The following is a 26470-nucleotide window of genomic DNA, read 5'->3' as shown; positions in this document are numbered from 1 at the left end:
TGCGGTATCGGCGGGCGGTCGTCAGCCGGTGACGCGCAGTTCGAGCAGGGCGGCCGGCTTGCCGTTGCCGGAGCCGCTGCCGATCCCGACGGGGACGGCGGTGCCCTTGGCGATGTCCACGCTCTGCGCGCCGTCGACGCTGGTGAGCTTGGCGTTGAGCGAGTAGGCGTCCGTGCGGATGCGGAACACGTTGGGCACCTCCAGGGCGAGGTAGCCGGTGGTGCTGGTGGCGCGGAAGCAGATCTGGTTGCCGCCGGCGTTGGGCAGGTCGAAGCTGAGCACGCTGATCTGGCTGTCGACGGCGCAGTCGGACAGCACGATGTGGCCGTCGCCGCGCAGCAGCTTGACGTTGGGGTACGGCGCCGGGCCGGGGTAGTTGAAGTCCTCGACCGCCACCGGCGCGGCCGAGTTGTCCGCCGGGACGCCGTCGGCGGAGGCCAGTGCGGTGGCGCCGAGCGTGGCGGCCACGACGACGGCACCGCCAACGAGCAAGCGGGACATGCGCTTTGCCATGACTATTCCTCTTCGTTCATCTGGTGTTGCCCTGACGGGCAGATCCGCTGATTGGTACGAACCACCCTTGATGGCAGGCGAACCAAGCTGTCGTGATGGCACGTCATGAGTGACGAGGGTGCGCGGAATCAATCACCCGGCACCTTCGTGATCAAGGACGGAATACGGCCCCATCGAACCAGATGAAACTGACGACACGCCAGGTCTTTCTTCCGGAGACCCCTCCCGAACAGGCACTCTGTCACAGTTTCGAATAGCTTGAGCACTTCCTGGCGATGCGCTCGCTTTGCCGAAATATGGACCCACTGAGGGGGGTTTATTGCACGTGTCTGAACTCTCAACTTCTTGACTTCGTAGGCGTCCTGTCGTGACATCATTTGGCGTAGGCTCCGCTGCGGCCGGGATTCGGCCGATGCCGACAGTGGAGGTTTTCTGGTGCGCCAATCGATATCCCGCTCGCGACGGCAAGGAAGGGGAGGGCCGCCGCTGCTGGGCAGGCTCTCCCTGAGCCTGCTGCCGCTCGCCCTGACGGCCGGTCTGGTGGGATCCGGCATCCAGAGCGCCGCCGCTGCCGAGCCGACCGGTGGGCAGGTCCAACCGACCACCCGCGAGCGCGCGCTGACCGCGTGGCTCAACGGCGGTCCTCGCGTCCACGAGCTCGCCGAGGCGGCGCTCGCGGGCTCCGAGCAGGACGTGAAGCGGTTCGTCGACAACGACCTCGCCGGCGCCCAGCGCCTTGACGACCTGCTCGCGGCCACGCAGATCTCCAGTGTGGGCGGGCCGAAGGTCCGCGAAGCCGCGGACAAGGCCATCGAGGGCACCCCCGACGAGCTGCGAACCTTCCTGCAGAGCGGCTGGCAGGCGGCACTCGACGCCGACCGGCGGCTGATGATCACCCGGATCACCGACCCCGCGATGGGCCCGGGCCGCAACCTGCAGGCCGCCGGCGACGCCGCGCTGCGCAGCAACACCAGCGACGACCTGCAGCGGTTCCTGACCGAGGGACAGTACCCGGCGAAGGATGCCGACGACCGGCTCAAGCTGGTCCAGATCCTCAGCTCCGGCGGCACGAACACCCAGGCCGCGGCACGCGCCGCGCTGAACGGGTCGATCCAGGACGTGCGCGACTTCCTCGCGACCGGCCAGTACATCGCGCAGAGCCGTGACCAGGAGCGCGCGAGCATCGCGCTGCTGGTGCAGCAGGCGAAGGACGCGGGCGCGCAGGCGGCGCAGGAGACCGCCGCGGCGGTCGAGGCCAAGGACAAGGCGGTCCACGAGGCGCAGAAGGCCATGGAGGCCGCCGCGCTGGCCGCGTCCGAGACGCAGAAGGCCGGCAACGACGCGGCCAAGGCCACGGAGGCGGCGAACAAGGCCGCGACGGCGGCCGAGCGCGCGGGTGCGGCGGCGCGGACGGCGATGGCCGCCGCCCGTGCGGCCAACGCGGGTGCGCGGGCCGCCGCCTACGCGGCGTCGAACGCGGCTGCCGCGGCGGCCGGGGCCCAGCGGGCCGCGGCCAACGCCGAGACGGCCGCGGCCGCGGCGGCCGGTGACGCGACGAAGGCGCACGACGCGCGGGTCGCCGCCGACGCCGCCACGGCCGCGGCGAAGCTGGCGGCGGCCGCGAACGACACACTCGTCAAGGCGAACGAGTCCGCCAAGAGCAGCAAGGACGCGGCCGGTGCCGCGCTGAGCGCCAAGGGCAACGCCGATTCCGCGGCGGGCTCCGCCGAGCAGGCCGGTGCCTACGCGGACAGCGCCGGCGGCCAGTCGGCGAAGGCCAAGCAGGCCGCGGCGGCCACCCGCCGTTCGGCCGCCGAGGCCGGCCGTGCCGCCGCGGCCTCCCAGCAGTTGGCCGGAGAGGCCGCGACGCAGGCCGAGGCCGCCGCGACGCTCCTGAAGTCCGCGGGCGAACACGCCGCGGCGGCGGCGCAGGCCGCCCGGGACGCCGCCGACCACGCCGGCCAGAGCGGGAACGCCGCGCAGGAGTCGACCAACCACGCGAACGCCGCCTCGGCCGCCGCCGCGGACGCGCAGCGCGCTGTCGACCAGGCCAACGCGCTCCAGGACCTGACCCGCCGCACCGAGGCCGAGGACCTGACCAACCGCACCGCGGCCGCCGTGGAGAAGGCCCGCCAGGCCAAGGCCGACGAGACGGCGAAGCAGACCCAGGCCGACCAGGCCGCCCAGGAGGTCCGGAAAGCCCGGACCGAGGCCGACCGCCTCGCCCAGGCCGTCAACCAGCCCGGCGCCACCCCGGAACAGGTCGCGACCGACGGCCGCAAGCTCGCCATCCTTTCCCGCAAGATCTCCGGCCCCTGGGGAACGGCCGCGGCCCAGGCCGCCCTTGTCGGCAACGACTCCGCCGTCCTCGGCTACGTCAGGACCGAACGCCGCGCGGCCGAAGCGCGGGACGACCACGATCGCGCCTCCCAGATCTACGAGGACGACGACAACGAAGCGGTCCGCAACGCCGCCTACACCGCACTCCAGGGAGGCGCGGACCAGGTCGGTGCGTTCCTGGACAGTGGGCAGTTCGAGGCCGCCGCCCCCGCCAACCGGCTGACGATCACCCGCCTCAGCGACAAGGCCGGCCCCGCCGTCAAGGCCGCCGCCGACACCGCGCTGCGGACCAACACCCCCACTGCCCTGCGCGACTTCCTCGCCAAGGGCCTGGCCGACGCGCAGGCCGCCGACGACCGCCTCACCGCCACCCGGCTCGAGGACGCCCCGGCCACCGAGCCCGAGCTCAAGGCCGCGGCCAGGGTCGCCCTCGAAGGCCCGGTACTCAAGCTTCGCGCGTTCGTGGCCGAGGGCCAGTACACCGCCCAGCAGAAGGACCGGCTCACCGCCGTCCACGTCGCCGACGTCAAGGGCCTGATCGCCGAGGCCACCGCGGCTTCCGCGTCGGCCCAGAAGAACGCGGCCACGGCCCAGGCCGCCGCCGCCTACGCCCGCGGCGTCGCTGACGAGGCCAGGGGCTACGAGGCCACCGCCAAGGCGTCGGCCGACACCGCCGCCCAGCACGTCGCCACGGCCCAGGCCGCCGCCGACGCCGCCCAGGCCGACGCCACCAAGGCCGCCGCGGCCGCGAAGACCGCCAACGCCGCCAAGACCTCAGCCAACCGCGACGCGGCCTCCGCGATGTACTCGGCCAGGCAGGCGGAGCAGTCCGCCGGGCAAGCGCGGTTCGCCGCATCCAACGCCTACACCGCCGCGAACGCCGCCCGGGCCTCCGCGGAGGCGGCCGGCAAGGACGCGACGGCTGCGGACCAGGCCCAGAAAGAGGCCTTCGCCAGCTACCAGACCAAGTACGACGCCGAGGAGAAGGCGCGGCTCGCCAGGCTGGAGGCGGAGCGCAAGGAGGCCGAGAAGCAGGCCAGGGACGCCCGGCAGAAGCAGGAGACGATCTCCGCGCTCGAGGAGGAGATCAAGAAGCAGAAGGAGAACAGCGACAACATCAACGCTGTCTACCGTCTCTTCTCCGAGAGCATCCACCTCACCCTCGACGTCATCGGCGGCGCCGGCGGCGTCATCGCCCCCGGCCTCGCCGACATCGCCGACCTCGTCAACTGCGCCTACTACGCCATCGAGGGCCGGACCCAGGACGCCTACCTCTCCTGCATCTCGGCGATCCCCCTCGTCGGTGACGGAGCCGCCGTCGCCAAGTTCGCCCAGTGGGCCAAGAAGTTCGGCTCCTGGGGCGAGAAGGCCGCCGAGTTCATCAAGAAGCTGGTCGGCCGGCTCCCCAAGACCTGCCCGGTCAACAGCTTCCCGGCCGGCACCCGCGTCCTCATGGGCGACGGTTCCACCCGCCCGATCGAATCCGTCAAGGTCGGCGACGAAGTCCTGGCCGGCGATCCCACGACCGGGCTGACGGCACCCCGTCGTGTCAGCGCGACGATCTACACCCCGGACGACCGTGACTTCACCGACGTCTCCCTGGGCGCCGGACAGTCCCTGACCAGCACCGACCACCACCCCTTCTGGGCCGAGAACCAGAAGCAGTGGGTCGACGCCGCCGACCTCAGGACCGGCGACGAACTGCGCGACCCGGCCGGCCGGCCCCAGCGCATCGAGGACGTCCGACACTGGAACACCCTCCAGGCCGCCTACAACCTCACCGTCGACGACCTCCACACGTACTACGTCCTCGCCGGCGAGACCCCGGTCCTGGTGCACAACACGGAGGTGTGCGGGGTCGCCCTCGGGATCCGGAAGGAAGGCGACCTCCGCAACTTCGCGGACACCAACGGGTACGAGCACTTCCTCGACAAGACGTACGACGATGCTGTGGCAGCCGTCCGGGACGTCGCCCACGAGCAGCCCGGCCGGCGGATCTACGTCGTCCTCGACGGCTTCAGGATGTCCAACGGAAAGCCCGGAACGCCGCAGGAACTCTTCGAGGACTTCTACAAGGAAGGCCGAGCGGGCTTGTCCTCCATCACGACGCAGCAGGAGATGAACATTCTCGGAGAGTCCGTCAGACTGGGAAACCGGAGTTGGGATTCGATCACCTTCCGGTACGGGGGCAAGGACATCAAACTGTCCCTGCCCGACTTCAACGCCCTTCGGGCCGCCGGATGATCCGGCAGCCGACCACGACGTTCCGTAGCGGACGTACCGAAGGGAACTAGTCGGTTCAGCCGTCCAACCGGCTGATCTCGACGGTGAGGTCCCTTCTGCCGCGGCCACCGCCGCCGGTCGAAGGGGCCTCTCGGTCATTGCGGCACGTCCGGAAGAGCCGGACGTGCCGAGTCCTGTGTTGTCCGTCGGATGGGAACGTTCATGCGCCTGATCGAGTGGGATCGCGAGTTCAAGATCTGGGCCTACGGGTTCAGCTATTCCAGGCTCCTCCTCCGGAGCGCACCGAGGTTCGACGCCGACGAGCGCATCGAGGTCCTCTTCACCAATGTCCGGCACATGAGCGTCTCGGCGGACGTGTCGAGCCTGTCGATCGACCGGATCGAGACCCCGGAGGAATCGCGGGAGTTCGGCCTCGCCCTCCCTGCGGCCCCCGACGAACTGTTCGTCCTGAACTCGGGTGCCGGCTATGTGATCGGGACCCACTGCCAATGGCACGTGGACCACGAGTGGCTTGATGCACCGTCGCACTTCTCGCCTTTTCGGGCGGTGAAATAGAGGCGCAGCGATTTCCGTCCGCCCGGCCCCGCCACCACCCGACCGGACGACGGACGCGCGAGCGGGTGGGCCCGGAAGAGCCGCCGGGGTGGAGCCGAGACGGTGTTCGGCGAGAGGTGGGTGTTCCATCTGGTGCCCCGCGACCAGTTACCGGGCAGCGGCGGCCGAAGCGTCCGCCGACCCCGATCGGGGTCGGCGGACGCGGGTCTCAGCGGCAGAGGGCGGCAGCGACGACGCGCTGCTTGACGCCCGGGGCCGGGGTGGTGGTGACCGTTGTCCCGTCCAGGGCGGCACGCGAAGCCGGGGGCGGTCGTCGGTGCGGAGGAGGAGCGGCGGCCGGGGCCGTGCTCCTGACGGTGGACCACCTGCCCTCAGTCGCTCCCGGCCGGGATCAGCAGCCGATGTAGCGCATGCTGAGGCCGGTGATGTGGGTGCCCGAGGGCGCGTAGAGGGTGATGGCGCGGGACTTGCCCTTGCCGCCGGCCCAGTCGCTGTCGACGTGGCCGCCGTTGGAGAGGCTGCCGCGCACGTACGGACAGCGGCCGTCCGCCTTGGTGTCGTGCACCGTGCCGACGACCTTGGAGTTGTAGTTGCACCACTTGCCGTTGGCGTAGCCCTCGCCGGAGCTGATGCTCCAGTTCTGGGTGCACGAGTCGGCGGGCGGCGCGGCGTGGGCGCCGACGGCCGGGAGCAGCACGGCGGCGAGGGTCAGAGCGGCGACGGCGGCTCCGTGGACGGCGAGACGGCGCTTGGACATGGCGGTACCTCCACACGGGGTTCACGGTGGGCATCCGGAGGCCGGGGTGGCGGGGCACCAGGACATCGGCGGCGGCGCACGGAGCGCGGCACGACCGGCACCCGCCCTCGGCGTTCCACCGAGCGTGACGTATTCGAACGACCGTCGTCAACGACGGAGTCGGCCACGAGCGGCGGCGGTCCACCCCTGCGGCACCGGGGTGGTAAGGGCGCCCCAAGGGTACGTCCCGCACCATGGGGGTGAGGTCGGACGGTCGTCCACGTGCGCGAACCTCGACCCGAGGTTCGCCAGTTGGGCGCCGGACAGCCACCGGGGCCGACAGTGAGCAGGTCTCCGGGCGGGCCGTTCCGCTGACGCCTCCCGGCCGGGCCGACTGGTCACAGGGGCCCGGTATCGATCCTGATGAGGGTCTGCCGCACGGTGCCGTCCGGCTCGTACACGGTGCGGTACAGGTACGGGACGCCCGAGCCGTCGAACACGGCGATGCCGTCCTCGACGACCGCCCGCTGCTCGGCGATGGCCCGGAGCCGGCCGTCCGAGTCCGGCGGCAGCTCCGGCTGCGGGGGGCGGCGGTGTCGCCCGGCCATGGCGGCCCTCACTTTCGCTCTGTGCGGGCCACCCTCCAGGGGCCCTCCGGCGGCAGCGTAGACCCCGGCGGTCACCACCAGTCCTCTAGCTCTTCTGGGCGCGGTGGGCGGCGACGCGGACGCGGGTGGCGCAGCGGGGGGTGCAGTAGCGCTGTGGGGTGCGGCGGCCGGTGTCGATGAAGAAGCGTCCGCAGCCCGGGGCGGCGCAGCGGCCCCAGGCGCAGGTCCCGCGTTCGCTGAGCCACAGGCCGAGGGCGAGGGCGGCGGTGGAGAGCAGCCAGTGGGTGAGGCCGGCGTCGGCGGGGGCGCGGGTGTGCAGGGACCAGGGCCGGCCGGGGAGGCGGACCAGGCGGGGGCGGGGCGGGTGGCGGTCGAGCAGGGTGTTGATCAGGTCGGCGGCGTGGTCCGGATCGTCGGTTTCGAGGACGGCGGTCACCTCGGCGGTGGCCTGGCGCAGTTCGCGGGCGTCGGCGTCGGTGAGCCGGAGGGGCGGGCCGCCGTGGCGCTCCAGGAGGGCCTGGAGTTCGGCGGCGCCCGCGTCGGGGTCTTCGCGGACGGTGTTCGCGAGGTCGGTGAGGAAGTGGAGGCCGCGGGGGTTGCCGTCGTCGCCGTCCTGGAGCCGGGACTGGGGTTGGGGTTGGGGTTGAGGCTGGGACTGGGACTGCGCCATGGGGGGTCGCCTCGCGAGGTCTGGGAGGGTGCCGTCCGGACCATGGTAACGTCAAAATGACCCAGTAGGCGTTACTGAGGAGTGGTGGCATGCGATACCCCGGGACCACACCCGTGCTCATCGTCGGCGGCGGACCGGTCGGCCTGACCCTGTCCGTCCTGCTGTCCGGCCACGGCGTACCGCACCTGCTCGTCGAGGCGCACCCGGACACCTCGCGCCACCCCAAGGCCCGTGGGGTGTCGGCGCGTTCGATGGAGGTCTTCCGGCGGTGCGGACTGGAGGAGGAGGTCCGGCGGGCCGGGCTCCCGGCCTCGCAGGTGTTCTTCTACCGGGGCCGCAGCCTGGTCGACCCGGACTTCGTCCGCACCGGCGTGGCGGCCGGCACGCCGGAGGACGCCGAGCGCACCCCTACCCCCGGGCTGATCTGCTCGCAGGACGCCCTGGAGGCCGTCCTGCTCCGACGGGCCCGCCAACTCGCCCCGAATGGCGTCCGGTTCGCCACCCGCCTGCTCTCCCTCACCCCGCGGGACGGACACGTCCAGGCCCTGCTGGAGGACCGCACCACCGGCGAGCGCCACACCGTGCGCGCCGATTGGCTGGTCGGCTGCGACGGCGCGTCGAGCACCGTCCGCACGGCGGCCGGCATCGAGATGGCGGGGCCGACCGGCCTCGGCCACTTCCTCAGCATCCGCTTCGAGGCACCGCTCGGCGAGGTGGTGGCCGACCGCGCCAGCGCCTCGTACTTCCTCACCGAACCGGGCCGCGGCGGCTTCCTGGCCGTCGACAACGACCGCCGGTGGATCTACCAGTACCCGTACGACCCAGAACTCCCGGGCATCGACGCCCTGTTGGGCGACCACCGGGCACTCGCCCGACTGGTCCGGGAGGCCGCCGGACTGCCCGGCCTGGCCGTCACCGTCCAGGACACGATGACCTGGCGGATGGACGCCCGCCTCGCCGGGGCCTACCGCCGCGCACGGGTGCTGCTCGCGGGCGACGCCGCCCACGTGGTGCCGCCGACCGGCGGGCACGGCATGAACACCGGCATCGGCGACGCGGACAACCTCGCCTGGAAACTCGCGGCGGTCACCGCCGGGACGGCCGGCGAGGCCCTGCTGGACACCTACGAGGCCGAGCGGCGCCCGGTGGCCCGGCAGGTCATCGACATCTCGCTCGCCAACTCCCGTGCCCGCGCCGGGTACCGGATCGACGACGAGCTGCTGCTCACCGCCGCCTACCGCTCGACGGCGGTCCTCGCAGACCCGACAGCCCCGGAACGGCCACCCCTGGATCCGGACCGCGAACACCCCGACGGCACGCCCGGCACCCGCCTCCCCCACCTCCGCCTCCCCGGCCCGCCCGGGGCCGCAGCCACATCCACCCTCGACCTGGTCGGGCCGGGCTTCACCCTGTTCACCACGGCCACGGAGGACGCCGGCTGGCAGCACCAGGCGGACACCGCGACAGCGGCGGGACTGCCGGTCACCGTACACACCCTGGCGCCCCCCGACTGGGCCCGCACCACCGGCCTTCCCGCCACCACCGGCGGCGCCGTCCTCGTCCGCCCGGACGGCCACATCGCCTGGCGGGCGCATCAACCACCCGCCGGACAAGGTGAGTTGCTCATCATCCTGCGGCGCTTGCTGTCCGCAACGCTCAGCGCCGGGCGTGCCGGATCTTCAGACGGCCGAAGCCGGTGGTCCCGGTGATCCGTATCGTCGGGTTGCCCACGGATGAGCGGCGGGGAGGCGTGTAACGCACGTCCTTCCAGCCTCCCTGGAGGCCGTCGAGGTCGACGACGGCGTCGCGCGGGACGGTGATCTTCGCACTGCCGGTACCGAGCCCCAACTCGATGTCGATCACCGGATGTTCGATGACCGCCTCCGACAGGTCCAAGTGCACCCGCCCGAAGGCCGACGCCACCTGAAAGCTGCGCGGAACCCGCCAGGGGCCGCGGCGCACCAGGCGCCCGCTGACGGCGGCGATGGTCGGGACCGCTCCCTGGTCCGGCTCGGGGAGCGAGGCCAGGGGCGGCGCGAGGTCGGAACGCGTCTTCGCGGTGAGCACCTGGTGGAGACGGTCGTCCATCTCCTCGCGCGAGATGTGCCCTTCGGTGAACGCCTCTTGCAGGCGCTCCACGGCATGGTCGCGTTCAACGTCGTTGATCGGCAGGTTGTCCGGCAGAGCGGTCACCGTCCTACTCTAGTCCCGCTCCGGGGGCGGGCCGCGGTGTAGGACCGGCTCAGCCCGCAGGGCGACGCCCGACCGGCCCGACCGGTCCCGGGGAGGACACGGCGCGGCACCTCCGGTGGATGCCCGGGCGGGAACCCCTCCGGCACGCTCGGTACGGGGGCGGCGATGCGCGCCTGCCCCGGGAGGGAAGCAGCCCATGTCCGACGTGACGACACCTCCGCGCGCCCTGAGGCGCGGCCTCCGCTCGGCGGCCGCGCTCCTGGCCGCCGCCACCCTGCTCGGCGCCGGTGCCGCCCCGAGCTTCGCCGCACCCCCCGGCCGCCTATCGGTCGATGCCCAACCGTCTGGCGAGCAGGGAATGTTGGCGGCTGGAAGCGCCGAGGCCACCGCACTGCGCACCACGCTCCAGGGCATCGTCGACGCTGGTTCCTCGGCAGCCGTCGGCGAGGTCCGGCAGGACGGGCGGACCGTCTGGCGCGGGCGGGCCGGTGTGGCCGACCTGGCCACCGGCACGCCGGTACCCGAGCACGCCCGGTTCAGGATCGGCAGCGTCACCAAGACCTTCGTCGCCACCGTCGTGCTCCAGCTCTCCGCCGAGCGGCGCATCGGCCTGGACGACCCGATCGACCGTCACCTGCCCGGTGCGGTCCCGAACGGCTCGGCCATCACCGTCCGCCAACTCCTCAACCACACCAGTGGGTTGTACAACTATACCGATGCGCCTGGCCTGGATCCCCAGAACGAGTCGCAGTACCTCGACTGGCTGGCGGGACCGCGCTGGCAGACCTACCAGCCGGCCGACCTGCTCGCACTGGCCACCCGCAACGCTCCGTACTTCCCGCCGGGACAGGGCTGGCACTACTCCAACACCAACTACCTGCTCGCGGGCCTGCTCATCGAGAAGGCCACCGGCCACCCCTGGCAGCAGGAGGTCGACCGGAGGATCATCCAGCCACTGGGACTGCGTGACACCGCCATGCCCGGCCGCTCCGTCCGGCTGCCCGGACCCCACGCGCACGGCTATGTGAAGCTCTCGACCGGGCCGGTGGACGTCACCGAACTCAACCCGTCCGTCATGGGCGCCGCCGGTCAGGGCATCTCCAGCGCCGCCGACCTCGACCGCTTCATCGCCGCCCTGCTGGACGGCCGGCTGCTGCGGCCCGCCGAACTCGCCGAGATGACCAGGACGACGGACGCCGGCCCAGGACGCGGATACGGGCTGGGGCTGGCCCGGTTCGACACTCCCTGCGGCGTGTTCTGGGGTCACAGCGGAGACCTCCCCGGCTACTCGACGATGGTCGCCGGCACCGCCGACGGCCGACGCCGACTGGTGCTCTCCCACAACCCGTACGACCGCTCCGACCCGCGCGCCGCCAAGTCCGCGGTGACGGCCTTCCTCACCACGGCCGCGTGCGGGGCCACCCCCGGACACTGAACCACTCCCGGGACGCAGAACCGGCGCAGCGCCCGATGCCAGGGCCGGAGGTCAGAGCCGGGCGTCCGGCGGCGTGGGGTGGTCGTCCGCCCGGCCGTGGAGGGCCTGTCGGGCCTCCTCGGCCGACGGGGTGTCGCCGCCGAGCCGGGCGATGTCGGCCAGTGCGGCGCGGTGGGCCGTCTGGTGGGCCCGGGCCGGGTCGGTGGCGGTGTCCGGGATGACGCCGGTGCCCTCCCAGTTGCCGCCGGACACCGGGTTGATCGAGCGGGCGGTCGGGATGGTGGCCTCCAGGTGGGGGTGGAGCGTGAAGCCCCGGCGGGGGTTGGCGCCGCCGCCGGAGGCCTCGCCGACCACCACGGCGCGGCCGCGCTGCTGGAGGTCGTACGCGAGCGCCTCGCCGCCCGAGAAGGTGGCCCCGCTGATCAGCACGTAGAGCGGCTTGCTGCCGCCGAAACGCGGGCCGGGTGCCGGCGCGGGGCTCCAGAACTGCCGTTCGGCGTCCTCCTCGCGGTCGTAGATCGTGCTGAGGTGGGTCGGGCCGTCGAAGAGGTGGCCGCAGATGTGGGCGACCGTGTACGGGTCGCCGCCGACGCACTCGCGCAGGTCCAGGACCAGGGCCTCGGCCCGCGCGACCAGGCCGAGCGCGGCGTTCAGCGAGTCGCCGGTCATGTCGAGCGGGAAGAGGATCGGCGCGAGCTTCAGCAGGGCGACGCCGCCCTCCAGCCGCTCGATCCGGGGCACGCCGCCGAGCGAGAGGTCGGCGGCCCGCGCCAGTTCGGCGAGGACGGCGCCGTCCTCCTGCTCCGTCGGGATCGCGTGCGGGTGGAACTTGAGCCGCAGGTGGCCGTCGCCGTTGACGGACTGGAGGTCCTCGGTGACCAGCCAGCCGAGCGTCTCGGGGTCGCCGGCCTGGTGGTAGCGGCCCCGGGACAGCGCGTCGTCGAGGCCCCGGGCGATCCGCTCGCCGATCTCGGGGAAGACGTAGAGCCCGGCCGTGAGCCGGCTCACCTCGGTGACGATCCCGGTGATCTCGGCCGACTGGAGCTGCGCCATCTGCTGTCCCCCGCTGGTGATGCTCGGTCAGGTCGCGACGAGTAGAGCACGCGGCTTGCGAAAGCGTCAATAAAATTGGACGCTTTGCGCATGGACGACCAGCAGCGGGAAGACCGGCCCCAGGAGCACGAGTCCCACGCCCCCCAGCCGGAGGGCCAGCAGCCCGAGGACCATGAGCTGACCATCGAAAGCCCGCAGCAGTACAAGGCGCTCTCCCACCCGCTGCGCCAACGGCTGCTGCTGGCACTCGGCGGGCAGCCCGCCACGGTCGGCCGACTGGCGGCGCTGTTGGACAGCCGCAAGGGCACGGTGGCGCACCACCTCAAGGTGCTGCAGGAGGCCGGCGTCGTCCGCATCGTGGAGACCCGGAAGGTGCGCGGCGGCAGCGAGCACCTCTACCAGCGCACCACCCGCCGGATCGCCGTCACGGAGCGTGGCGCCGGACGCGACGCCGGGCCGACCACCGCCCTGCTCAAGGCGGTGGCCGAGGAGTGCGCCAACGCCCCGCAGGAGCCGGTGCTGGTCCTGCGGCACCTGCGGCTGACCGCCGACCAGGCCGCGCGCCTCGGCGCCACCCTCCAGGCCCTGGTCGCCGAGGCCGCCGAGGCCCCGCCCGGCGAGCCGGTGCACGGCGTCCTGGTGGCGCTCTACGAACAGGCCGCCGGACGCGACGACTGACCGCCGCGCCCCTACCGGCCCCGCTCCCCCGCCCTTCTACTCCGTCGCCGTCCGTACCGCCAGGGCCGCCTCCCGGACGTCCGGCTGCGGGTGGCGGCGCAGGGTACGGAGCAGTGCTCGCCACTGCGAGCGCCAGCCGGTGCGCGGGCCCAGGGCATGGGCGAGACCGACCGCGAACAGGCCTTGGGTGTGGCCGCCGTGGGCTGCGAGCCGTTCGGTCACGGTGTGCAGGACCGCCGGGTCGCCCGGGCGGCGAGGCGTGTTGAGCCGGCTCCGCAGGGCCTCGGCCGTGCGGGCGGCCAACACCGGGCGGTCACTGTGCAGGGCGGCCAACCGGTCCAGTTCGGCGAGGAGATGGTCCTGGGTGGTGTCGAACTCCAGGGTGGCGGTCAGGAATTGGATGGCCTTGGGTATGAAGTCAGGTTCGGTGGAGAGGAGTTCGGCTGCCTCCCCGACCGCCTTCAGGCCCTCCGCCGACGGGCGGTCGGCCACGCCGGCGGCGAGCCGGGCGACCAGGTGGTCGATCCGCTGCCGGGCCGGCCGGTCCCGGTCGGCGGCCGCGTCCAGTCCGCCGCCACCGTCGCCGTCCCCATCCCCGTCCACGTCCCCGTCCTCCCGCTCCGGGGCTCCCGCGGCCGACGCCTCGCTCGCCAGCAGCTGCGCCAGCGCCTCGGTCAGCCGGCGGCCCGTGCCGCCGACGGCGAGCGCGGCCAGGCCGGCTGCCGCGGCCCGCCAGGAGGAGCGGTTGGCGAGGTCGACGGTGCCCGCCAGCAGCAGCTCCTCCGCTTCGGGGTACCAGGGCGACCAGGCGGCCAGCAGGTCGAGCGCGACCTGGGCGGTGTGCGGGTCGTCGCCGCTCGCCACCCGGGCCACCAGCGCGGCGTAGCGGGGGCGGTCGGTGGTCGGCAGGTCCAGCGGCCGGGTGCGCAGGACGGCGGACCGGGCCACGGGGGCACCCGTCGCGGCGTCTTCGAGCAGCCGCCAGGCCGCGGGTGCGGGGAGCAGGTCGACGGTGGCGGCCACGACCGCAGCCCGGACGTCACGGTGTTGGCCGGGCAGGTCGTGGGCCTCGGCGAGGAGTGCGCCTGCGGTGTCCACTGGCAGCAGCCGGGCGGCCAGCCGCACCAGCTCCTTCCGGCTGGTGACCTTCGCCCCACCGCCGCCGGCCGCCCCTCCACCGGCTTCCGCGGCCCCGTCCGCCGTCGGCAGCAGCACCGCCCGCAGCATGCCCGCCAGTCGCGACGGCGCGACGAACCCGGCGGCCCGCCCGGCCGCGTACAGCGCGACCCGCGCCCGGTCGTTCCCGGCCTGGGCGAGCAGCAGGGGCAGTGCCTCGGCGGGCCGGTCGGTCCAGATCAGGGCTCCGAGCGCGGCCTCGGCGAGCACGGTGTCCGGGGAGTCGACGTACGGCCGGACGGTGGCGAAGCCGCGCTCGGGGACCGCCACCACGGTGCGCAGGTGTCCGGCCCGTACCTGCCGGGGCAGCGAGGCGTCGGCCGCGGCTGTCGCCAACAGGCGTGCGGCAGCGGCCTGTTGGGCGGGTGTCCAGCCCTCGATCCCGTCGACCGGCGGCAGCCAGTGCGTCCCCGCCGCCAGGAAGCGCCCGTACGGCGGGGTGTCGGCGAGGACGGTGTCCAGCAGGTCGGTGCGCCCGCGGGCCAGCACCCGGAGCACCGGCGGCAGGACGGCGGCCGACGGTTCCAGTTCCAGCACCCGTGCCACCCGTTCGCCGCGGGTGGCCGGGTCCGCGAGCCAGTACCGGACGGCCTGGATGAAGGTCGCGTTGTCACCGAACTGGATGGCCTCCCAGAGGAGTTCCTGCAGTTCGGGCAGGTGGTGGGCACGCCGGCCCAGGGCTCCGGCCAGGGCGAAGGTCAGCGTGTGGTCGACCCGGTCCGCGCCGGCCGCCAGCCACGGGCGCAGCGCCTCGAAGACCTGTGCCTCCTGTCCGCGCCGGAGCACGGTGTCCAGTCGGCCCAGCGGAACGCTGCCGAGCGTCCCGGAGAGCTGCCGCAGGGCGGCCAGGGCCCAGCCCAGTAGCGGCTGTTCACCGCTCACCGCGTGCTCCCGTAGGACGCCGAGGGCCAGGTCCGAGAGCGCTCGGCGGGTCTGCCAGGAGGTGTCCCGGGCCTCGACGGCGTCAGTGACGATCCGGCCGAGGGCGGCGGCCGCCGCCTCCCCCCGGAAGAGCGCGGGCGGGACCTCGGCCAGCGCGACCAGGGCCGGGGAGCGGACCGGATCCTGCTCGTTGCGCAGCCGCAGCAGGTCGTCGAGGAGTTCGCCGACGGCGGCCGGCTCGCCCGACCGGGCCGCGTTGCGGACCAGCAGCGGGTAGGCCAGCGCCCGGTCCTCCGCGGCCGGCCGCCGGGTGGCGGCGAGCAGCCGCGGCCGGGCCTCGGCCACCGGCAGGTGGGCGACGTGGGCCAGCACGACCGACCACGCGGCGCCGCGCTCGGCGGCCTGCGCGGCCATCCGCCGGGCCTCGGCCTGCGCCCGTCGGCGGGGCAGCGCGTCGAGCACGGCCCCGGACAGCTCGCTGCGGCTGAGGTCCCGGTCCGCGGTGACGAGGTCGTAGAACGCCTCGCGCCGGGACGGCGGCAGGGCGCGCAGCAGCCGGGCGAGCCAGATCGGGGCGGTGCTCCAGGCCCGGCCGAGGTCCGGCAGCTCGGGCGGGTCGAACCGGGCGACCCGGGTCAGCGCGCTGCGGGAGATCGACGCGGTGGCCGCGCGTTCGGGCGGCGCGATCAACCGGATGGTCCGGCCGGGCGCGGCGGTCAGCAACCGGCCCAGGCACCCCTGCACCGGCTGCGGCAACCACGTGGGGCAGTGGCGTTCCAGCAGGTCCAGCACCCGCTCCGGTCGGTGCCCGGCGGCGGCCGCCAGGACGTCCGCGTTGCGCTGCCACCAGGCGGGGCGGGCCGGCTCGGGCAGTTCGGCGAGCTGGCGGGCCACCTCGTCCAGCAGCAGGTCGGGGTGGCGGCGGGCCAGGGTGCTCCAGTGCGTCACGGCGAGGAACAGCCCGGGCAGGTACCGGGCGACGGTGTCGGGCCCGCAGCCCGGCAGCAGCCGGGCCGCCGCCGCGTCCCCCCACGCCTGCCGGACGGGGAGCAGCAGCCGCTCCGCCAGCGCGGTGCGCCCGCGGGCGACGATCAAGGTGGTGAGCCGGTGGCGCAGGACGGCGGGCGCGTCGGCCATCGCCGCGGCCAGCAGCTCGTCCGCGACCGGCAGGTGGAGTGCGGCCTTCAGGGCCTGGCGGCTGACCGCCGGGTCGGGATCGGTGAGCCGCGCGGCGACGAAGGCGCCGTCCCCGGCGATCGTGGCGGCGACTCCGGCCAGCCCTCGGCCGTAGGCGCCGCGCTTGTCGAGTTCCGACAGCAGCGGGCCGAACCGCTCCGGCCCGTCGCCCTCGTTCGGTCCCTCCGCTGCCCGTTCCTTCGTCCAGGCGGCGAGGCGCCGCATCCGGGCGGGGTGGGCGAGCGGGGCGAGCTCGGCGAGGAGGTGGTCGACGGCTTCGGCCGGGCTGTGCGGTGCACTGGACATGCGGGCCATTCAACAGGCCGGCCGCCCCCGCGGTCGCAGGGTTTTCCGGGTGGACCGGCCGAGGGTCCGGGAGGCGGCCCAGGAGACGGGTGCGCCGACGGCCGCCGGCGAGCACCCGCGCCAACCGCTTTGCCCTCAGAACAAAGTAGGATGATTCGACTCCCGCTACGCGCGAAGAGTTCCACAAATATCTTATTTGACCGATTTACCTCCCGCTTCACACGCACGGAGCCACCCTCATGGACAATCCGTCCACCGACGCCAACGACGGCGCGATCGAGACCCGCGGCATTGAGCCTGTCCCCGACCACGAGCGCCGGGGCAGAGTCCGCGAGCTCTTCCCGACCTGGGTCGCGGCGAACATCAGCGTCCTGCTCCTCACCATGGGTGCGGCCCTGGTGGTGTTCAACCACTTGAACTTCTGGCAGGTCCTGGTCGTCGCCGCGTGCGCCGCCCTCATCTCGTTCGGCATGGTCGGCGTGCTGTCGGTCTCCGGAAAGTGGGGCGGAGCCCCGGGCGCGACCCTCTCCCGGGCCACCTTCGGGGTGCGCGGCAACCTCTTCCCCGGCGCGATCCTCTGGATCGCCCGGTTCGGCTGGGAGACGATCAACGCCGTCACCGGCGCCTACGCCGTGCTGACCGTCCTCGACCTGGTCTTCGGCGTCAAGAGCAACACCGCGCTGATCGTGATCACGCTCTTCGCCTTCGTCGCCTGCACCTTCCTGGTCTCCGGCATGGGCCGGAAGGCGCTGAACGTCTGCAACACCTGGTCGACGTACCTCTTCGGGGTCTTCAGCGTGCTCGTGCTGGGCTACCTGGTCGCGACCATGAACTGGAGCGAGGTCTTCTCCAAGCCCGCGGGCACCACCGCGATGATGATCGCCGGCATCGGGACCATCGCGGCCGGCGGCATCAGCTGGGTCCCCACCGGCCCGGACTTCGCCCGCTACCTGCCGCACGCCGCCTCCGGCCGGAAGATCGTCGGCGTGACGGTCTCCGGCGCCGGCCTGGTCATGGTGCCGATGGTGCTGATGGGCGCCGTGATGGCGGTGGCCTCGCCCGGCCTGGCCGAGGCCGCGGACCCGGTCTCCTTCCTCGGCGACCTGCTGCCGACCTGGCTGGCCGTGCCCTACCTGCTGACCGCGATCGTGGGCATGCTGCTGATCAACAGCCTCTCCATGTACTCGGCCGGCTTCACCGCGCAGACCATGGGCGTGAAGCTGCCGCGCGCCATGGCCGTCAGCATCAACGCCGTGATCTCGCTGGTCGGCGGCCTGCTGCTGATGCTGGTCGCCAAGAGCTTCCTGGGCTCGTTCATCACCTTCCTGATCCTGCTCGCCGTCTCCTTCTCGGCCTGGATCGGCGTCTACGCGGTGGACATGTACCGGCGCCGCTCGCGCGCGGTGCGCTACGACGCCGCCGCGCTCATGGACACCAGCAGGAAGAGCCGCTACTGGTACACGGGCGGCTTCTGCTGGCAGGCGATGGTCTCCTGGGTGCTCGCGCTGCTGGCCGGGCTCGCCTTCACCAAGTGCGACTGGTTCGCCGGCCCGTTCTCCGGCACCTTCGTCGGCAAGTACGGGCTCGCCTGGGCGGCGACCATCGTGATCTCCGGCGTGATCATGGCCGTGCTCCCGACCCCCCGGGAGAACACCTCCGGCACCGACGAGCAGCCTGCCGAGCAGGCCGCTGAGCAGGCCGCCACCGTCTGACCGCACGACCACGCCCCGGACCGCCCGGCGGTCGGCTCACCCGAGCCGACCGCCGGGCGGCTCCGTTTCGGCGGCCCACCGGTGGCTCCAGGCGGTGAGCGGGCCGAGGGCGGTGACGAGGTCGGCGCCGAGCGGCGTGAGCCGGTAGGCGTCGTCGTGCGGGGCGAGCAGACCGGCCTCGGTCAGCCCGGCGATGCGGGTGCTGAGCACCCCCGAACAGCTACGGGCGACCGCCGCCGATCCCGGGCCGGGCCCTTGCCGCCATAGAGGAAGTAGTCGTACCACTTCACCTACGACGAGATCACTCTCAGCGGGACGGCTCACGCCACCAAGCTCTGCGCGCAGAGGTTGCGCGCGGTGCCCCACCCGTACGTGGGGCACCGCGCCTCGTGGGATTCCAGGAAGTCGAACCACACGACCTTGCCCACCCCTTCCACCGGATGCCAGCCCCACGCATGAGCCAGCGCCTCGACGAGGATCAGCCCACGTCCACTGGTCGCTTCCGGATCCGCTCCACCGCGTTCGAACGCCGGGTTGGAATCCGCGACCTCAACACGCAGCCGCTCGCCCGCGCGGCGAACGGTCACCGTGCAGCGTGCCTTCGAGTGCTCCATCGCATTCGCGATCACCTCGCTCGCACAGAGCTCCAGCTCTTGCAGTGCTTCCCCGGAGAGCGGCACATCCCAGAAGCGGACGATGTCCATCACCAGCCTCCGCGCCGGCGGCACGGCCGCGCTGTCCGGCGGGACATCCCACCCCAGGGGCACCGGAAACCGAGCGGTCTTGAGCGGGCTGACGATCATCTTCCACCCCATTGCTCCTCCATCACCGGATATGAGCGATCGACATGGCGGGGTTCTGCTCCACCTCGTGGGCGGCATGGCTGTCGGCCTGCGTAAGCGAGGCCGCCAACAGCACCCTCCGTCATGGCTGCAACACTGACCGTAGTCGCAGAAAAACTGCGAGTCAAGGAAAACTACTACTCGCAGAGCTTCGCCTAGTCATGCAAGACTCAGCCAACGTCGGAAGGGGAGTCGTCACCATGGGATTCGGTCTTGTCGTCCGCTTCGTCGCCCACAGCGCGGAAGCCGCTCGTGCCTTCGACCGGTTGGCAGAGAAGGCACTTGAGGGCATCCGCGCCAAGGAGCCCGGCACTCTCGTGTACGTCAACCACGCCGTACCGGAGGAGCCCACCGTCCGCGTCTTCTACGAGCTGTATGCGGACCGCGAGGCCTTCGAGGAGCACGAGCGACAGCCGCACGTCCAGGCCTTTCTCGCCGAACGCGCCCAGTACCTCGCCTCCTTCGACGTCACATTCCTCGAGGAGATCTCAGGTAAGGGCTCCTCTCCGGACCAGGCCTCCCGGTGAGTCCGGACGAGCGGCGGGCGTTCGGAGCCCGGGTCGCCCAACTTCGCAAGAGCCGTGGCTTGCGGCAGGATCAACTCGCCGCCGTCATCAACCGCACCGCCAGCTGGGTGTCCCAGGTCGAACGTGGCGTTCAACCCGTAGTCCGGCTCGATGTACTCCAGCTCCTTGCGGACGGGCTCGGCGTCTCAGTCCAGACCCTGCGGCCTGACGCCCCTCCACCAGCTTCCGCGTCACGGCCCGAACCGGACCAGCCCAACGACCTCGACATGGCTCGCCTGTCGCTCTCCGGTCATCCCGCGCTGGACAGCCTGCTCAGGACCCGCCCGCAGGTCGAACGTGTCGATGCCGAGCAATTGACCGCCGCCGTGGATGAGCTCTGGGACCTGACACACGCTGCACGGTTCGCCGAACTGAGCACGGCCATCGTCGGCACTCTGCCGAAGTTGGAGCGGGCAGCGCGGACCGCACCAAGTGAATCCCGCCCCGCCATCCATCTCCTGCTGAGCCAGGCGTACCAGGCGATGGCTGCGGCCTTCGTGCGCCAGGACGAGCCCGATGCGGCCTGGGTCGCTGCCGATCGGGCCATCCGTGCCGCCGAGCAGTCCGCACATCCGCTCCATGTGTTCGCGGGCATCTTCCGGCTGGCCCACGCCTTCGTCCGACTTCGTCGGCTGGATCAGGCCGAACACGCGGCCACGAGCGCCGTGGCCGTCCTCACCGAGCACATCACGTCAGCCAACCCGCCACACCCCGAAGCACTATCGGTCCTCGGTTCGCTGCACCTGGTCCTCGCGTTGACCGCGGCTCGCGCCGGCCAACGCGAGCGGGCCCGGACGGAACTGGCGAACGCCCGCGCGGTCGCAGCTCAACTCGGCGAGGACCGCAACGACTTCAACCTGGAGTTCGGCCCTACCAATGTGGAGGTACAGGCCGTCTCGACAGCGGTCGATCTCGGCGACGCCGGCGAAGCCCTGGACCTGGGTCGGCAGATCGATGCCGAACAGCTGTCACCCGAACGCAGATCGCGACTCCTGATCGACCTGGGACGGGCACACGCCCAACGACGCCACCTCGGCGAGGCCTTGGACTGTCTCCTCCGGGCCGAGGAAGTGGCCCCGGAGAGCATCCGCAGCCACGCGGCAGCCCGGGAGACGATCCATGAGCTCGTCGTCATCGCGGGTCGAAACGCCCCGTCGGAGCTGGTGAAGCTCGCAAAACGCGCGAACGCGACGGGCTGAGAGCGAAGTTCAGGCCGCAGCCCGACGACGTGCCCTGGCAACGATCTCGGCGGCTACGCGAGAGTGGACCGACCGAGTCCACGCCCAGGGAGAAACCCAGTGACGATAGCCCTCCGCCGCTACGAGGCCGGCGGTCTTCCCGCCGACCACGCGCAGTTGCTCATCGACATCCACGCGGATGCCTACCGGGACCAGGCCGACGACCCCTTCGTCCAGCGCTTCCCGTGGTTTGCCAAGCACTGGACCTCCCGGCCCGGCTACAGCTGCGTCATGGCCTACGACGGTGACGAGCCGATCGGCTATTCCTACGGTGCGCGGCAGGAGTTCGGCCGCGAGTGGTGGCGCCAGCACATGCCGCCGCCCGCCGACACGTCGACGTTCGCCGTCTCCGAGGTCATGGTGCGCCCCGACTGGCGGAAGCTGGGCATCGCCGAGCAGACGCACGAGGCACTGTTGTCCGGACGGGACGAGGCGCTGGCCGTTCTCTATGTCGACGTGACCCACCCTCGTGTCCAGGCCATGTACGAGCGCTGGGCGTACGAGAAGGTCGGCGAGCACCGGCCGTTCGAAGACGCTCCGCTCTTTGCCGTCATGGTCCGCACTCTGCGCTGACCGGCCGGTCCGCACAGCCATGCCCGCCGTGCTCGGGGCGAGCACGGCGGGAATGACCGCGGACCTCAGTGGCGGTGGTGGTTGTCGGGCTGGGCGGGGTCGCCTGGGTGTTCCAATCCCTCGGCCAGGGTGAGGCGTTGGGCGCGCTCGTGGTCGAGCCAGCGGACGAATGCTGCTCGGCGGGCGGCGGCGCGGAGGGTGGGGGTGGGGTCGTCGCCTTCCGGGGTGGTGTGGGTGGCGAGGAGGGCTGCCGTCCAGGGACCGGTGGTGACCCACGCGCCGGGTGGGGCTGTGCGGAGGGCTTCGGCGAGGGCGACGGGGAGGGTGGTGGGGTCGGCTTCCAACTCGCCGTCGGGGAGAGCGAGGTGCCAACTCTCGGTCGCCGGGCGGGCGGTCAGGGTGCGGTAGTGGGCGATGTCCTCGGGTGAGGGGTCGATGTCGGCCGTCACGGCGTCGTAGACGGCGCGGACGGCGGCGTTGCCCTCGTAGGCGGCCGCTGTGATGGAGCCGAGTTCGACGGCGGCCTGTTGGTCGAGGCGGGCGGGGCCGGAGGTGTCGACGGGCAGGTCGCGTTCGGCGGCGACTGCCTCGCAGAGGGCTTCGGTCAACAAGACCTGCGCGACCCAGCGGGTCAGCTGGCGGTCCTCCGAACTGCCTGGTTGTGGCAGGGCGGTGGCGCGCGGGCCGTTCCGGAGGGCGGCGAGGCGGTGGTCGAGGGCCGCACGTGGGAGGGGGCGACCGTCGAGGAGGCCGAGGGTCATGCTTCCACCACCAGGGCGACGGTCGGGGCGTACTGGCAGCGGCCGAACCACATGACCTTCGCCAGGGCCCAGTACGAGCCCGGGTCGGTGGATTCGGCGACGGAGACGGCGAATTCGACCACCGACGAGCTGCCGGCCGGGACGGTGAAGCCGCGGACGGGGTCGGCGATGACGTCCCAGGTGCCCCAGGGAGAGACGAGTTGCAGCTCGCCCCGGATCTCGCCGCGGGTGCGGTTGGTGAGGGTGAGGGAGAGGGCGGTGCGGCTGCCGGGGACGACGTGCAGGGTCTCGGTGGAGACCTCGACGTCCAGGCCGGTGTCGCGGCCGCTGGTCGCCTTGGTGCCCTGGGCGATCGTCCAGTCCTCGGGGGTGTCGCCGGGGACGGGCAGCAGGTCGGGCAGGTCGCCGACGGCGATGGTCACCACGTCCTCGATCTGCTGGCCGTCGTGCTCGATCCGGACGGCGGCGAAGTGCAGCCCGGGCTCGGCGTCGGCCGGCGGGGTGAGGGTCACCGGGAAGCGCAGGTGGCCGTCGGGTGCGAGCCGGTACGGGCGGCTGCCGAGGCTCGTGGTCCAGCCCTCGGGCGGGAGTACGACGGCCGTGCCCTCGACGGCCGCGTCCCGCAGCTGGGAGGAGAGGGCGACCGAGAGCGTCACCGGCTCCCCCGCCGTCCGCAGCAGTCCGGGCGAGGCGCCGACGGACACCGGGAGGTAGCCGAGTGGTGCCGGGCCCCGGTTGTGGAGCCAGTAGCGGGCGTGGACGGGCTGGGCCGTCTCCGCCACCGGACCGAGGTCCGTCTCACCCTCCGGGGCCGTGACGGCCGGGGAGGCGAGCAGGGTGGCGATCTGCGAGCCGGCGAGGTCGAGGGCGGGGCCGTCGGCCGGGCGCGGGCGTTCCAACAGGTCGGCGGCCCGTACGTCGTCCAGGCCGAGTGCGCCGGTGAGCTTCGCCGTCCGACCGAGGCCGGTCGACTCGACCAGCCGGACGGTGAGTTCGCTGCCGAGCGGCGCGGCCGAGCCGTGCGCGATCGGGTTGCCGCTCGGCTTGAGGGTGCCGAGCAGCACCTCGCGCTGGGGTTCGACCCGCAGCCAGGAGAGGGTGGCCGGCAGCGGTCCCTCCTGGGCGGGGGCGATCCGGGCGTACAGCGGGTGGTTGAACTCCTGGCCCTGGGCGGGCAGTGTCTGGTCCCGCCAGTCGCCGTCGCCTCCGACCAGTGCGTAGCTGAACTCGTGTGTCCAGTGCTGGAGTTGGAAGGAGGCGCCGTCGGGCAGGGTGCGCCGGGGCGGGTCGATCCAGACGCCGGACGGCCAGCCGGTGCAGGAGCGCATCAGCGACAGGTGCAGCGCGCCGGTGGTGTCGACGGCGAAGCCGGGCAGGCCGAAGCTCAGCAAGGCCACGGTGTGGTCGGCGAGTTGGTCCTGGACGGCGGACGGGCAGACGGCGGTGATCCGGGCGTCGGCCAGGTCGTCGACCAGGGCGGAGGGGTCGGAGACGATCAGTGCCGGCAGTGCGCGCAGGTCGCGCAGGTCGGCGTCCGGGCGCCAGACCTCGGTGAGCGGGGTCGCCGCCGGTACCCAGACCGCGCCGTGCGTCTTCAGGGCGGCCGCGTACTCCTCGCCCGCCAGGTCGATCAACTCCCGTGCCACCGGGTTGAGGTCCGGCGAGCCGACCACGATGCGGAAGTCCGGCAGGTTGGAGTCCACGTCCAGCCAGCCGTACCGCGCCCAGTCGGCGCCCGAGGTGGTGGCGGTGACCCCGACCCGTGCCAGCGCGACCACCAGGGGGCGGGCGTCGGCGGCGTCGTCCAGGGTGGGGACGACGACCTCGGCCACGCCGAGGGCGCGCGAACCGGTCACCGTCCCCGTGCTGTCGGTCAGTTCGGCCCGCGCGGTGGCGCCGAGGCCGAACCAGGTGTTGGCCGGGTTGTCCAGGGTCCACGGCGCCTCCGCCGAGTCCACGTCCGGCATCGCGAAGCCGCGTCCGACGACCGCGCCCGCGACCTCGCTGACCGGCAGGCCGCCGGGGACGTCCACCGGGAAGCGCAGCCGCAACAGCCGGTCGGCGCCGGAGTAGTCCACCACTCGGGTGCGGCAGTCCACCCGGTCGAGGCCGCGCCAGAGGGTGACGGTCTGCTCGTACCGGACGCCGTCGACGGTGCCGTCGATCAGCAGGCGCTCGCCGAGCGGCCCGGTCTCCCGGCGGACGGCGGCGTCGGCTCCCCCGGAGCCGGTCACCGGTCCGCTGGGCACCAGGTGCCAGGGGCCCTCGCCGAAGTCGGGGTGCTGCGGGTACTCCTCGTACACGCGCAGCTCGTTGCCGATCCGGCCGTCCTGGATCAACTCCCGGTCGTACAGGAGGTCCTGAACCGAGCAGAGGCCGCCGCCGCGAGCCGGGTCGGCGGTCACCCGGTACCGGCCGTTGCCGATCGTCAGGCCCGGAGCCGCCGTCCACGGCTGCTCCGCCTCCCCCTCCACCAGTCGCCAGGTGCGCCAGCCGAGCGCGGGCACGTCGGCGGCGAGGAAGCGCAGGGTGCCCCGGTCGACGGCGCTGGGCACGGGCGAGCCGGCGTCGTCCAGCACCCTCACCGAGTCGGTGCCGGAAGGGAGTTCGACACTCACCAGGTCGGTCCGGTCGAAGGAGAGCGTGTTGGCGACCACGACGGCCTGCCCCGCGCCCGCCGTGGAGATCCGCGCGGTCAGCGCGTCCAGCGCCGCGTCCCGGACGCCGGAGGCCAGGTCGTACGCCTCCCGCCAGCCGCCGAGCAGGTCCAGGTACACCTGGTCGGACTCGGAGCCGGTGATCGCGTCGTGGTGGGCGCCGTAGGCGAGTTGGCGCCAGGCCTTGTCGAGCGCCGCGGCCGGGTAGCGGCCGAGGCCGTGCACGGAGGCGAGCGTGGCGAGCTTCTCGGCGTCCACGGCCGCGACCTCGCCGGCCCGTTGGGCCTGCTTGGTGTCGATGTACGAGACGTCCTTGCCGGTGTACACCGGGTTCATGTCGCGGGTCTGCGGGCTGGGCCGCCGGCCGGTGGCCGCCAGCTCGGCGCGGACGGCGTCGAGGAAGTCGCGGGGGGTGGCGCAGACGAACCGGGGCCAGAGGTACTTGGCGGCCCAGGAGCGGTGGATCTCGGTGACCCACTTGTTCGGCGGGGTGTAGTCCGTGCCCACCGGCAGCAGCAGGTTCTTCGTCGCGCCCACGGGCTTGAGCTTGCGGTACAGCTCGTAGACGGCCTGTTCGGCGGTGGCGAGGTCCGGGGAGGAGTCCATCCACCAGCCGGCCGAGTAGTGGTGCGGCATGTAGTGGGTGAGCACGCCGTCCCCGCCGGGGGCGATCCACTCGAACTCGCTCGGGAACTGCATCACCCGGGCGTCGTCCTTGGCCTCGCGGAAGTTCTTCTGGATCGGGCCCCACTGGTGGAAGGGGCCGCGCGCCCAGGCGCTGCCGGTGAGGCCGGCCGCGGCGAGGTGGCCGGGGAACTGCGGGTCGTGCCCGAACACGTCGAGCTGCCAGGCGGTGCGGGGGTCGCCGCCGAGGATGTCGCGCTGGTAGCCGATGCCGTAGACGATGTTGCGGATGGTGGTCTCGGCGCCGGTGAGGTTGGTGTTCGGCTCGTTGTAGGTGCCGCCGACGAGTTCGACCTGGCCGCGTTCCAGCAGCTGCCGCAGGGTCTCGCGGCGCTCCGGGTGCTGGTCGAAGTACGGCTTCAGGTAGTCGACTTCGGCGAGCACGAACTTGTAGACCGGGTCCCGCAGGGCGAGGTCCAGGTGCGCGTCGACGAGGGCGAAGCCGTTGCGCTCCCACAGCGGCCGGGTGGTGGCGTCGGCGGAGAGCAGTTCCCACGGGGAGGTGTAGGCGGCCTGGGTGTTCCACCAGACCGGGTCGTAGTGGAAGTGCGAGACCAGGAACATCGTCCAGCCGGGCTCGGCGACCTCGACCACGGATTCGGCGGTGGCGTCCGACAGGGATTCGGCGGTGGCGTCGGAGGCCCGGACGGTGACCGGGAGTCGGTCGCCGGGCGAGGCCCCGCCGATCTCCAGCGGGACCTCGACCAGGCCCGTGCCGGTCGCCTCGCCGCGGACGCCCGGGCCGCTGACGGTGATCCGGGCGGCCGGGCCCTCCAGCGTGACCCGCAGCACTTGGCGCGGGGCGTCCTCGGGGCCGACGAACAGATCGGTGCTCTCGACGGCGGTGATGGTGACCGGCACGGGGGTGCTTC

20 protein-coding genes are annotated in these 26470 nt (G+C 72.7%); 9 read left to right on the top strand and 11 right to left on the bottom strand.

Annotated features, from left to right (window positions below; all coding sequences use genetic code 11):
* Positions 1-21: 21 nt before the first annotated feature.
* A complete protein-coding gene (locus ACFVU7_RS24165) occupies positions 22-513 on the bottom strand; it encodes a hypothetical protein (protein ID WP_147409055.1) in 492 nt (163 codons plus the stop codon).
* A 435-nt stretch (positions 514-948) separates the two neighbouring features.
* On the opposite strand from ACFVU7_RS24165, the gene ACFVU7_RS24160 reads away from it, so the two are divergent.
* Complete coding sequence (locus ACFVU7_RS24160) at positions 949-5097, top strand: polymorphic toxin-type HINT domain-containing protein (RefSeq protein WP_387829207.1); 4149 nt, start codon at positions 949-951, stop codon at positions 5095-5097.
* A gap of 201 nt (positions 5098-5298) precedes the next feature.
* Positions 5299-5652: a hypothetical protein gene (locus ACFVU7_RS24155; RefSeq protein WP_143204687.1), complete on the top strand. Its 354-nt coding sequence runs from the start codon at positions 5299-5301 to the stop codon at positions 5650-5652.
* Between the two features lie 391 nt (positions 5653-6043).
* Here ACFVU7_RS24155 and ACFVU7_RS24150 read toward each other — a convergent pair whose 3' ends face one another.
* The 3 genes from ACFVU7_RS24150 to ACFVU7_RS24140 all read right to left on the bottom strand — a co-directional run bounded on the left by ACFVU7_RS24150 (position 6044) and on the right by ACFVU7_RS24140 (position 7666).
* Positions 6044-6409: a hypothetical protein gene (locus ACFVU7_RS24150; protein ID WP_074005273.1), complete on the bottom strand. Its 366-nt coding sequence runs from the start codon at positions 6407-6409 to the stop codon at positions 6044-6046.
* Between the two features lie 377 nt (positions 6410-6786).
* Positions 6787-6996: a hypothetical protein gene (locus ACFVU7_RS24145; protein WP_388047084.1), complete on the bottom strand. Its 210-nt coding sequence runs from the start codon at positions 6994-6996 to the stop codon at positions 6787-6789.
* 85 nt (positions 6997-7081) lie between these two features.
* Entirely contained in the window at positions 7082-7666 is a 585-nt protein-coding gene (locus tag ACFVU7_RS24140) for a CGNR zinc finger domain-containing protein (RefSeq protein ID WP_388047082.1), read from the bottom strand.
* Between the two features lie 89 nt (positions 7667-7755).
* On the opposite strand from ACFVU7_RS24140, the gene ACFVU7_RS24135 reads away from it, so the two are divergent.
* Positions 7756-9375, top strand: a complete 1620-nt coding sequence (locus ACFVU7_RS24135; RefSeq protein WP_388047080.1) for an FAD-dependent monooxygenase — start codon at positions 7756-7758, stop codon at positions 9373-9375.
* On the opposite strand, the gene ACFVU7_RS24130 is transcribed toward ACFVU7_RS24135, so the two are convergent.
* Positions 9323-9859, bottom strand: a complete 537-nt coding sequence (locus ACFVU7_RS24130) for a DUF1707 domain-containing protein (protein ID WP_074005269.1) — start codon at positions 9857-9859, stop codon at positions 9323-9325. The two genes, ACFVU7_RS24135 and ACFVU7_RS24130, sit on opposite strands and share 53 nt — an antisense overlap.
* Before the next feature lie 196 nt (positions 9860-10055).
* Between ACFVU7_RS24130 and ACFVU7_RS24125 the strand changes: the two genes are divergently transcribed.
* Complete coding sequence (locus ACFVU7_RS24125) at positions 10056-11294, top strand: serine hydrolase domain-containing protein (protein WP_388047078.1); 1239 nt, start codon at positions 10056-10058, stop codon at positions 11292-11294.
* Positions 11295-11345: 51 nt separating this feature from the next.
* Here the strand turns inward: ACFVU7_RS24125 and ACFVU7_RS24120 are convergent, their stop codons facing one another.
* Positions 11346-12347, bottom strand: a complete 1002-nt coding sequence (locus ACFVU7_RS24120; protein WP_388047076.1) for a S41 family peptidase — start codon at positions 12345-12347, stop codon at positions 11346-11348.
* A 90-nt stretch (positions 12348-12437) separates the two neighbouring features.
* On the opposite strand from ACFVU7_RS24120, the gene ACFVU7_RS24115 reads away from it, so the two are divergent.
* Positions 12438-13025: an ArsR/SmtB family transcription factor gene (locus tag ACFVU7_RS24115; protein WP_388047074.1), complete on the top strand. Its 588-nt coding sequence runs from the start codon at positions 12438-12440 to the stop codon at positions 13023-13025.
* Between the two features lie 36 nt (positions 13026-13061).
* On the opposite strand, the gene ACFVU7_RS24110 is transcribed toward ACFVU7_RS24115, so the two are convergent.
* Complete coding sequence (locus ACFVU7_RS24110) at positions 13062-16565, bottom strand: hypothetical protein (RefSeq protein ID WP_388047072.1); 3504 nt, start codon at positions 16563-16565, stop codon at positions 13062-13064.
* A 239-nt stretch (positions 16566-16804) separates the two neighbouring features.
* Between ACFVU7_RS24110 and ACFVU7_RS24105 the strand changes: the two genes are divergently transcribed.
* The gene (locus tag ACFVU7_RS24105) at positions 16805-18277 is read left to right on the top strand and encodes a purine-cytosine permease family protein (RefSeq protein ID WP_375877774.1); all 1473 of its coding nucleotides are present in this window, start codon (positions 16805-16807) and stop codon (positions 18275-18277) included.
* Between the two features lie 36 nt (positions 18278-18313).
* On the opposite strand, the gene ACFVU7_RS24100 is transcribed toward ACFVU7_RS24105, so the two are convergent.
* Together ACFVU7_RS24100 and ACFVU7_RS24095 are read right to left on the bottom strand one after the other, a co-directional pair.
* On the bottom strand, positions 18314-18487 hold the full coding sequence (locus ACFVU7_RS24100; protein WP_388047070.1) for a winged helix-turn-helix transcriptional regulator: 174 nt from the start codon (positions 18485-18487) through the stop codon (positions 18314-18316).
* A 110-nt stretch (positions 18488-18597) separates the two neighbouring features.
* Positions 18598-19092, bottom strand: coding sequence for an ATP-binding protein (locus ACFVU7_RS24095; protein WP_388047069.1), 495 nt, complete (start codon positions 19090-19092; stop codon positions 18598-18600).
* Between the two features lie 227 nt (positions 19093-19319).
* Here ACFVU7_RS24095 and ACFVU7_RS24090 point away from each other — a divergent pair, with 227 nt between their 5' ends.
* The 3 genes from ACFVU7_RS24090 to ACFVU7_RS24080 all read left to right on the top strand — a co-directional run bounded on the left by ACFVU7_RS24090 (position 19320) and on the right by ACFVU7_RS24080 (position 21496).
* Positions 19320-19646, top strand: coding sequence for a putative quinol monooxygenase (locus tag ACFVU7_RS24090; protein WP_388047067.1), 327 nt, complete (start codon positions 19320-19322; stop codon positions 19644-19646).
* Positions 19643-20884 (top strand): helix-turn-helix domain-containing protein, encoded by a 1242-nt coding sequence (locus tag ACFVU7_RS24085; protein WP_388047065.1) that lies wholly within the window; start codon positions 19643-19645, stop codon positions 20882-20884. Before ACFVU7_RS24090 ends, ACFVU7_RS24085 begins: the two co-directional genes overlap by 4 nt.
* A 99-nt stretch (positions 20885-20983) precedes the next feature.
* Positions 20984-21496 (top strand): GNAT family N-acetyltransferase, encoded by a 513-nt coding sequence (locus tag ACFVU7_RS24080; protein ID WP_388047064.1) that lies wholly within the window; start codon positions 20984-20986, stop codon positions 21494-21496.
* Between the two features lie 65 nt (positions 21497-21561).
* Here ACFVU7_RS24080 and ACFVU7_RS24075 read toward each other — a convergent pair whose 3' ends face one another.
* Complete coding sequence (locus ACFVU7_RS24075; RefSeq protein WP_388047062.1) at positions 21562-22257, bottom strand: hypothetical protein; 696 nt, start codon at positions 22255-22257, stop codon at positions 21562-21564.
* Positions 22254-26459, bottom strand: coding sequence for an NEW3 domain-containing protein (locus ACFVU7_RS24070; RefSeq protein WP_388047060.1), 4206 nt, complete (start codon positions 26457-26459; stop codon positions 22254-22256). The genes ACFVU7_RS24075 and ACFVU7_RS24070 overlap by 4 nt, the downstream gene beginning before the upstream one ends.
* Positions 26460-26470 lie beyond the last annotated feature (11 nt).

The sequence above is a fragment of the Kitasatospora sp. NPDC058046 genome, from assembly GCF_042885595.1.
Lineage (GTDB): Bacteria > Actinomycetota > Actinomycetes > Streptomycetales > Streptomycetaceae > Kitasatospora.
The sequence above is the reverse complement of the archived record's forward strand: the minus strand, read 5'-3'. Positions and strand labels throughout refer to the sequence as shown.

What these genes read in the sequence shown, in the direction of transcription:
- ACFVU7_RS24165 (WP_147409055.1), bottom strand. Translation starts at nt 513, where the DNA reads ATGGCAAAGCGCATGTCCCGCTTGCTCGTTGGCGGTGCCGTCGTCGTG.
- ACFVU7_RS24155 (WP_143204687.1), top strand. Translation starts at nt 5,299, where the DNA reads ATGCGCCTGATCGAGTGGGATCGCGAGTTCAAGATCTGGGCCTACGGG.
- ACFVU7_RS24150 (WP_074005273.1), bottom strand. Translation starts at nt 6,409, where the DNA reads ATGTCCAAGCGCCGTCTCGCCGTCCACGGAGCCGCCGTCGCCGCTCTG.
- ACFVU7_RS24145 (WP_388047084.1), bottom strand. Translation starts at nt 6,996, where the DNA reads ATGGCCGGGCGACACCGCCGCCCCCCGCAGCCGGAGCTGCCGCCGGAC.
- ACFVU7_RS24140 (WP_388047082.1), bottom strand. Translation starts at nt 7,666, where the DNA reads ATGGCGCAGTCCCAGTCCCAGCCTCAACCCCAACCCCAACCCCAGTCC.
- ACFVU7_RS24135 (WP_388047080.1), top strand. Translation starts at nt 7,756, where the DNA reads ATGCGATACCCCGGGACCACACCCGTGCTCATCGTCGGCGGCGGACCG.
- ACFVU7_RS24125 (WP_388047078.1), top strand. Translation starts at nt 10,056, where the DNA reads ATGTCCGACGTGACGACACCTCCGCGCGCCCTGAGGCGCGGCCTCCGC.
- ACFVU7_RS24120 (WP_388047076.1), bottom strand. Translation starts at nt 12,347, where the DNA reads ATGGCGCAGCTCCAGTCGGCCGAGATCACCGGGATCGTCACCGAGGTG.
- ACFVU7_RS24115 (WP_388047074.1), top strand. Translation starts at nt 12,438, where the DNA reads ATGGACGACCAGCAGCGGGAAGACCGGCCCCAGGAGCACGAGTCCCAC.
- ACFVU7_RS24110 (WP_388047072.1), bottom strand. Translation starts at nt 16,565, where the DNA reads ATGTCCAGTGCACCGCACAGCCCGGCCGAAGCCGTCGACCACCTCCTC.
- ACFVU7_RS24105 (WP_375877774.1), top strand. Translation starts at nt 16,805, where the DNA reads ATGGACAATCCGTCCACCGACGCCAACGACGGCGCGATCGAGACCCGC.
- ACFVU7_RS24095 (WP_388047069.1), bottom strand. Translation starts at nt 19,092, where the DNA reads ATGGGGTGGAAGATGATCGTCAGCCCGCTCAAGACCGCTCGGTTTCCG.
- ACFVU7_RS24090 (WP_388047067.1), top strand. Translation starts at nt 19,320, where the DNA reads ATGGGATTCGGTCTTGTCGTCCGCTTCGTCGCCCACAGCGCGGAAGCC.
- ACFVU7_RS24075 (WP_388047062.1), bottom strand. Translation starts at nt 22,257, where the DNA reads ATGACCCTCGGCCTCCTCGACGGTCGCCCCCTCCCACGTGCGGCCCTC.